The organism is Collinsella aerofaciens (assembly GCF_040910245.1).
In the GTDB taxonomy this organism is placed as follows: domain Bacteria; phylum Actinomycetota; class Coriobacteriia; order Coriobacteriales; family Coriobacteriaceae; genus Collinsella.
The window spans coordinates 121,927-129,268 of the sequence record NZ_JBDGAY010000004.1; the positions used below are offsets into that span (position 1 = coordinate 121,927).

General features: G+C 60.6%; 4 protein-coding genes. All 4 read left to right on the forward strand.

Features of this window, described 5'->3' with window-relative positions:
- The first annotated feature begins 93 nt into the window (after positions 1–93).
- The 4 genes from AB5Z20_RS02865 to AB5Z20_RS02880 all read left to right on the forward strand — a co-directional run bounded on the left by AB5Z20_RS02865 (position 94) and on the right by AB5Z20_RS02880 (position 6,507).
- A complete protein-coding gene (locus tag AB5Z20_RS02865; protein ID WP_368156178.1) occupies positions 94–1,389 on the forward strand; it encodes a M20 family metallopeptidase in 1,296 nt (431 codons plus the stop codon).
- A gap of 121 nt (positions 1,390–1,510) precedes the next feature.
- Complete coding sequence (locus AB5Z20_RS02870; RefSeq protein WP_343007320.1) at positions 1,511–1,930, forward strand: hypothetical protein; 420 nt, start codon at positions 1,511–1,513, stop codon at positions 1,928–1,930.
- 192 nt (positions 1,931–2,122) lie between these two features.
- The gene (hisS, locus tag AB5Z20_RS02875; protein WP_117640032.1) at positions 2,123–3,436 is read left to right on the forward strand and encodes a histidine--tRNA ligase; all 1,314 of its coding nucleotides are present in this window, start codon (positions 2,123–2,125) and stop codon (positions 3,434–3,436) included.
- A gap of 257 nt (positions 3,437–3,693) precedes the next feature.
- A complete protein-coding gene (locus tag AB5Z20_RS02880) occupies positions 3,694–6,507 on the forward strand; it encodes a phosphoenolpyruvate carboxylase (protein WP_369832481.1) in 2,814 nt (937 codons plus the stop codon).
- The last annotated feature ends 835 nt before the right edge of the window (positions 6,508–7,342 follow it).

Below are 7,342 nucleotides of genomic sequence, written 5' to 3' on the forward strand. Positions count from 1 at the left end.
GGGGCGGCATTTTTTATGCCTCGCCCTTAAAGTAGTACCTTGCACTTTACGCTATCAAAGTGCTTGCTGCAAAAACGATACTGGAGGGCATCTATGGCACCAGCTTTGTCCGATCTTCAACCGCAATCAGCGCCCAAGGCCACCGCAGCGGCGCAGACCGCTATCGGTGACGGTCTTGTTGCAGAAGCTCAGGCTTTTGCAGACGAGCTCGCTGCGTGGCGACACGATCTCCACCAGATGCCCGAGCTGGGTAATAGCCTCCCACAGACCTCTGCGTATATCCAAGCGCGCCTGACCGAGATGGACATCCCATTTGCCACGCTCGTCGATGGTTCCTGTGTTGTGGGCCTTGTCGGCGCCGGTGCCGCCGCGGCCCAGGGCAATGGCGTCTGCACGGACGAACAGGCCGGTACGGTCATCATGCTGCGTGGCGACATGGATGCCTTGCCCGTTGCCGAGGAATCCGGCGAGCCCTTTGCATCCACCAACGGCTGCATGCACGCTTGCGGTCACGATATGCACGCGACGGCGCTGCTTGGTGCGGCTCGTATGCTCAAAGCGCGCGAGGCAGAGCTTGTTGATGCCAACGCCACGGTTAAGTTGCTGTTCCAGCCGGGCGAGGAAACCTTTGAGGGTGCCCGCGCCGCCATCGCCGACGGTCTGCTACAGAACCCGCGTCCTCAGGTCGCCTTTGCCATGCATGTCAATAGCCAGTCGCCGCTTGGCCTGGTGCTTTACGGCAGTCCGGCGCTCTCGGGCGTGTACGGTTTCCGCGTCACGCTGCAGGGCAAGGGCGGTCATGGCTCGAGCCCCGAAATCTGCATCGACCCCATCACGGCCGGCGTCCATGTGCATCTGGCACTTCAGGAGCTCATCTCCCGCGAGGTGCCGGCGGCCAAGGAGGTCGCACTGACCGTGGGTAAGTTTGCCGGTGGCCAAGCGGCCAACGTCATTCCAGATACCTGCGTGCTCGAAGGTACGCTGCGCGGCTTCGACGTCGAGCTCATGGCTCATCTCAAGGAGCGTATTGCCGAGGTCGTCAACGGCGTGGCCGCAACGTATCGCACGCCGGCGACTATCGAGACGCTCTCGGATGTTCCCCCGCTCGTACTCGATGACGACATGACCCAGGCGTCGCTTGGCTACGTGGGCGCGGTGCTGCCCAAGGCCGCCTTCCTGCCGCTGTTCCACGCCATGGCGAGCGAGGATTTCGCGCTGATCTCGAGGGAGATCCCGAGTGCGTACTTTACCGTGGGCGCTGCTGTGACCGATACGGACGAGCACTTTGCTCAGCATCATCCCAAGGCACGTTTTAGCGATGCCGAGCTGCCACTTGGCGCTGCGGCTTACACGGCGGTCGCTTTGGGCTATATCGCCGACCACCGGTAGTACCCAACCTTGCCTTTCAAGCCTGCGGGCATGGCCATAAGGCCTATGCCCTTGTCTTTCAAGGCAATCTTGGGCACTACCGGCGCCGGCGCAGGCTATTCGTTTGTTTAAAAGGAGCGGTATGTCCCGGCAGCATAAATTCTTCCCCGGTTGGCTCGTCGTGGCCTCCGGCTTTGTCATCATGGCCACGTGCTACACGATTTTCGTTAACTGCATGAGCCTGTTTCAGCCGCTCATCGTCAGCGACCTCGGGATCACGCTTGCGCAGTACAACATCTCCAACGCCATCTCCACCGTGGTGAGCGTTATCGGCTCACTTGTCATCGGCCATGTTGCCGATAAGGTAAGCGGCCGCGTTTTGGGTTCCCTCACTGTAATCGCCACCTCTGCCGTTCTTGCCGGCATGAGCTTTGTCGGTGAGCTATGGCAGGTCTACGTGCTCTTTTCTGTTCGCTCCGTTCTGTCTGTGGCTGCCCTGGAAGCCGAATGGATGCTCGTACCATCATTCGGTTTCCAAGGCGGCCACGGGCCTACGAAATGATCCGTTTTCCTCCGTCCCCAACAGATCACGTGGTCCGAAGGGGACGGAGGAAAGCGGATCAGCTGCCGCGGCGGCGCGTCTGGCCGAACGAGTCCCCATACCCTCGTTCGGTCAGACGCGCCGCCGCTGTTTGTGTTTGTGCCGTATAATGTCCACTACCTATGACGCGATACAAAAGAAAGGTGTTTGCCCATGCAGGCACAGAAGGCGGAGGGAACCCGCGACCTTATCGGCGCCGAGATGCGCGCCTGGCAAAAGATGCAGCAGATTGCGGCCGGCGTGTTCGAGCCGTTTGGTTTTAAACCCATCGAGACGCCCGCGATCGAGCAGGTTGACGTGTTTGTCCACGGTATCGGCCAGTCGACCGACGTCGTGCGCAAGGAAATGTTCCGCGTGTTCAGCGGTGCCAACCTGGAGCGCGTCTTTACCGAGGGCACCGACACCAAACTCAAGCCCAAGCAGCGCCTGGCACTTCGCCCCGAGGGCACGGCCGGCGTGGTGCGCGCCGTCGTCGAGAACAATCTGGTGCCCCAGGGCTCCACGCCGTTTAAGGCTTACTACGCCGAGGCCATGTTCCGCGGCGAGCGTCCCCAGAAGGGCCGCCTGCGCCAGTTCCACCAGGTGGGCATCGAGTGGCTCGGCGCTCCCGATCCGGCGGCAGACGCCGAGTGCATCATCATGCTCATGGAGTTCTACAAGCGCCTGGGCTTCGATCTTTCCAAGCTTCGTCTGCTCATCAACTCGATGGGTGACGCCCAGTGCCGTCCGGCTTATCGCGAGCAGGTTAAGCAGTTCATCCTCGATCACGCCGACGAGATGTGCGATGAGTGCCGCGAGCGCGCCGAGCTCAACCCGCTGCGTGCCTTCGACTGCAAGAACGACCACTGCCGCGAGATCATGGCCGAGGCTCCGCTGATGGGTGACAACCTGTGCGATGAGTGCCGCGAGCACTACGAGCAGGTCAAGCGCTATCTGGATGCCGCCGGTATCGAGTATGTCGAGGATCCCACCTTGGTGCGCGGCCTGGACTACTACACCCGTACTGTCTTTGAGGTCGAGGCCCCTGGCGCCGGCGTCGGCTCCATCGGCGGCGGCGGCCGCTACGATGGCCTGGTCGAGCTCGAGGGTGGCAAGCCCACGGCGGGCGTCGGCTTTGCTGTCGGTTTTGAGCGCGCCCTGCTGGCCCTGCAGGCCTTTGGCAGCGATTTGGGTGCCGATGAGGCCCCGTGCGTCTATGTCGCCAACGCCGGCAAGGAGCTGCGTCAGAACGTCTTTGCCATTACGCAGGAGCTTCGCGCCGCAGGTATCGTGACCGAGGCCGACTATCAGGGTCGTTCGCTCAAGGCCCAGTTTAAGCAAGCCGATAAGGTAGGCGCCAAGCTCATCTTGGTCCTGGGTGGCGACGAGCTTGCCGCCGGCAAGGTCAAAGTGCGCGACATGCAGAGCCATGACGAGGTGCTCGCCGATCTGGACAACGTCGTCGAGGCGGTTCGCGAGCGCCTGTAGCGCATCTTTTTGAGCTTCGGGCCTGCTAACGTGCCCTGCTCATGGAGAGCGATTGTTACGGGGGTGTTTCGCTTTTATGCGGAATGCCCCCGTTTACGTATGCCGCCCACCGAGAAATACGACCATTTAGGGCAAAAACCTTTGCAATGCAGAAAATACTTTTGTGTGGTAAAGCGCAATCAGTGTCGAAAGTATTTCTCAAGCGCCTATAATGAATACCGCATGTTACGTGCATAGAAGGAGGAATGGGAGGAAACGTGGCTGAGAACCTAAGCAACCAGTCTGTACCCGAAGCCGCGGCGCGCGTCGCTGCCGTGGTCAACCGCCTCGTTAACCGAATCGGCTCGAATGCCGAGTCCAGGGAGCGTCTCGCCGAGATCGAGATCCCCGAGGAGCTGCGCGACAATCTGGCGCTGTTCTTGCGCCTGGAGCGCCGTGTGCTTAGCGAGTATGATCCCGAGATCGCGGACCTGTTCGACAAGATTTTGACAGCCGAGATTGTGGTCAATGCCGGCAACCCCGGTACCTGCGCTGCCGACGAAGCCGTCGACGAGCAGGGCGTGCCCACCGCCGACGAGCCCACTGCCGTGGCATTTCGTGAGGTCGTCGATTTGATCGACAGCCTGCCGCTCGATAAGCAGCAGGTCATCGTTCGCGCCTTTACGAGCTTTTTCCATCTGGCAAACCTGTCGGAGGAGAACTACCGTGTGGCGCAGCTGCGCGAGCGCGAGGCCGGTGCGTCGACCGATACCGAGGTCGATCCTGCCAACGAGCTTACCGTTGCCTATCACCAGCTGGTGAATGAGCTGGGTGTCGAGGGTGCCAACGAGCTGCTCGACAAGCTCGAGTTCCACCCTGTCTTTACCGCACATCCCACCGAGGCCCGTCGTAAGGCCGTCGAGGGCAAGATCCGCCGTATCTCCAACCTGCTGGAGGAGCGTCCGCGTCTGGGCGGCTCCGACCTGGTGGAGAACGAGCGCCATATGCTGCAGGAGATCGACGCCCTGGTGCGTACGAGTCCCATCGCGCTCAAGAAGCCCACGCCGGTCGAGGAAGCCGATACCATCATCGACATCTTCGATAACACGCTGTTCGACGTTATCCCCGTTATCTATCGTCGTTTTGACGATTGGGTGCTGGGCGACAAGGCCGGTACTGTGCCGCCGCTGTGCCCGGCGTTCTTCCATCCCGGCAGCTGGATCGGTTCCGACCGCGACGGTAACCCCAACGTCACCGCCAAGGTGAGCCGTGAGGTCGCCGCCAAGTACTTTACGCACATGGTGCTCAAGCTCGAGGACAAGTGCCGCCACATCGGCCGCAACCTCACGCTCGAGGCTACCTACAGCAAGCCGTCGGCCGAGCTCATTAACCTGTGGAACCATCAGGTCGAGATGAGCCCTCGTTACACGGCCCGCGCCGAGCTGATCTCCGAGCACGAGCCGCATCGCGCCGTCATGCTCGTCATGGCCGACCGCCTGAACGCCACCGTCCGTCGTATCACCGACACCATGTACCACAGCGCCGACGAGTTCCTGGATGACCTGCGCGTCGTCCAGCGTTCGCTGGCCGCCTGCGGTGCCGTCCGTGCTGCCTACGGCCCGGTCCAAACCATCATCTGGCAGGTCGAGTCCTTCGGCTTCCATATGGTCGAGATGGAGTTCCGTCAGCACTCCGTGGTGCATGCCCGCGCCCTTAAGGATATCCACGAGAACGGTATCCATGGCGACCTGCAGCCCATGACGCGTGAGGTCATCGATACCTTCCGCGCTATCGGCTCCATCCAAAAGCGCTACGGCAAGAAGATGGCGCACCGCTACATCATCTCGTTTACCAAGAGCGCCCAGCATGTGGCCGACGTCTTTGAGCTGGCGCACCTGTCCTTTGCACACGAGGAGGATGTCCCCGAGCTCGACGTGATCCCGTTGTTCGAGCAGCTCGAGGACCTCGAGGGCTGCGTCGACGTGCTCGATCAGATGCTTACGCTGCCCGTGGTGCAAAAGCGCCTTGCCCAGACCAACCGCCGCATGGAGGTCATGCTGGGCTATTCCGACTCTTCCAAGGATGCCGGTCCTACCACGGCCATGCTCGCGCTGCACTCCGCGCAGGAGCGCATCGCCAAGTGGGCAGAGAAGAACGATATCGACCTGGTGCTCATGCACGGTCGCGGCGGTGCCGTGGGCCGTGGCGGCGGCCCGGCCAACAAGGCCGTGCTGGCGCAGCCCAAGGGTTCGGTCAACTGCTTCTTTAAGCTTACCGAGCAGGGCGAAGTCATCTTTGCCCGTTACGGCAACCGCACGCTGGCTCAGCGCCATGTTGAGTCCGTTGCCGCCGCAACGCTTTTGCAGTCGGCCCCGAGTGTCGAGAAGACCAACACCGAGACCACGCAGAAGTTCTGGGATATGGCCGAGAAGCTCAACACTGCAAGCCACGAACGCTATCTGGACCTGCTGAACACCGAGGACTTTACACCGTGGTTCTCGACCGTGACGCCGCTGACCGAGGTCGGTCTGCTGCCGATCGGCTCGCGTCCCGCCAAGCGCGGTCTGGGCGCCAAGTCGCTCGATGACCTGCGTACCATCCCGTGGATCTTCAGCTGGAGCCAGGCGCGCATTAACCTGGCCGCTTGGTACGGTCTGGGCACCGCCTGCGAGCAGCTTGGCGATCTTGACCAGCTCAAGGCTGCCTACCAGGAGTGGCCGTTCTTCCGCACCTTTATCGACAACATCGAGATGTCGATTGCTAAGACCGATCAGCGCATCGCCAAGATGTATCTGCATCTGGGCGACCGCGATGATCTGTCCAAGAAGGTCTTCACCGAGATGCAGCTCACGCGTAAGTGGGTCCTTGCCATCGTCGGTGATGAGTGGCCGCTGCAGCGTCGTCGCGTGCTCGGCTGCGCCGTTCGCGTGCGTAACCCCTACGTCGACGCTCTGTCCATCGCCCAGGTCCGCGCCCTTCGCGAGGTGCGCATGAATCAGGACGAGATGGCCGAGGAGAAGAAGGCCGAGTACATGAGCCTGATTCTTTCGACTGTGACCGGCGTCTCGGCAGGTTTGCAGAACACGGGGTAATCGATAGCCCTGTGGCTCTCACCGGGACCCGATGGGTTTCCCTCTGAATGCGTCCTCGCACTTGAAGCCCCCTTATCCTGCTCCTTCGGAGCTGCGGATAAGGGGGCTTCGTGCTGCGGAATGCATTCAGAGGGAAACCCGTCGGGTCCCTTCGTCCTCGGTCTTCAGGGATTAAAGCTGATGAAAATAAAGTGCGCTTCGCGCCTAATGTGGAGTGCGGCGAGGGCTTCTTGCGTCCTGCGGAATGCGCCGGAAAGAAAACAAACGGCGGCCCCTACGATGTCCGGTTTTCGGCGGATTGGCCGTTGGCTGAGGGTGGTGCTTGGGGCGACGTGCAAAAAACGGAGTTTTCAGCAGCCAAAGATTGATGTATAAGGCGATAGCCGATTTTCGCTGCCTTTGTTGATGTCTCTGCGCGCCAATTGGAGGCTAACGATGTTCAAATATGGATGGCTTATCGCGGTACGTCGTCCTGACGGGATGAGTCGTGAGGGCTTTCTGCCTTTTAAAAGACTCTTGGCCCCATAATCTGATTTCGTGATGCGGAATACTCGCAAAAATGCACGCTCCGGAGGGTACTACCCTGTTACGGCTAGAAATCCTTGCGCCATCTTATGCAATTAATTAACGCATTTATGCAAAATGGCTTACGTGCGTACGTCTCGGGGCAGATGTTTGCCTCGACGCTGCGTAAGTCATCCTGTCTATAGTGTCTTTGACTTGCGGCCGCGGTCCCGTTTGGGATCGCGGCCGTTTTGTTCAAGACTTTAGTCTGCTGGCCGCGCAGCGGCCAGCTTTAAACCACCCGCTACGCGGGTGGAGACAAACGGCTTTA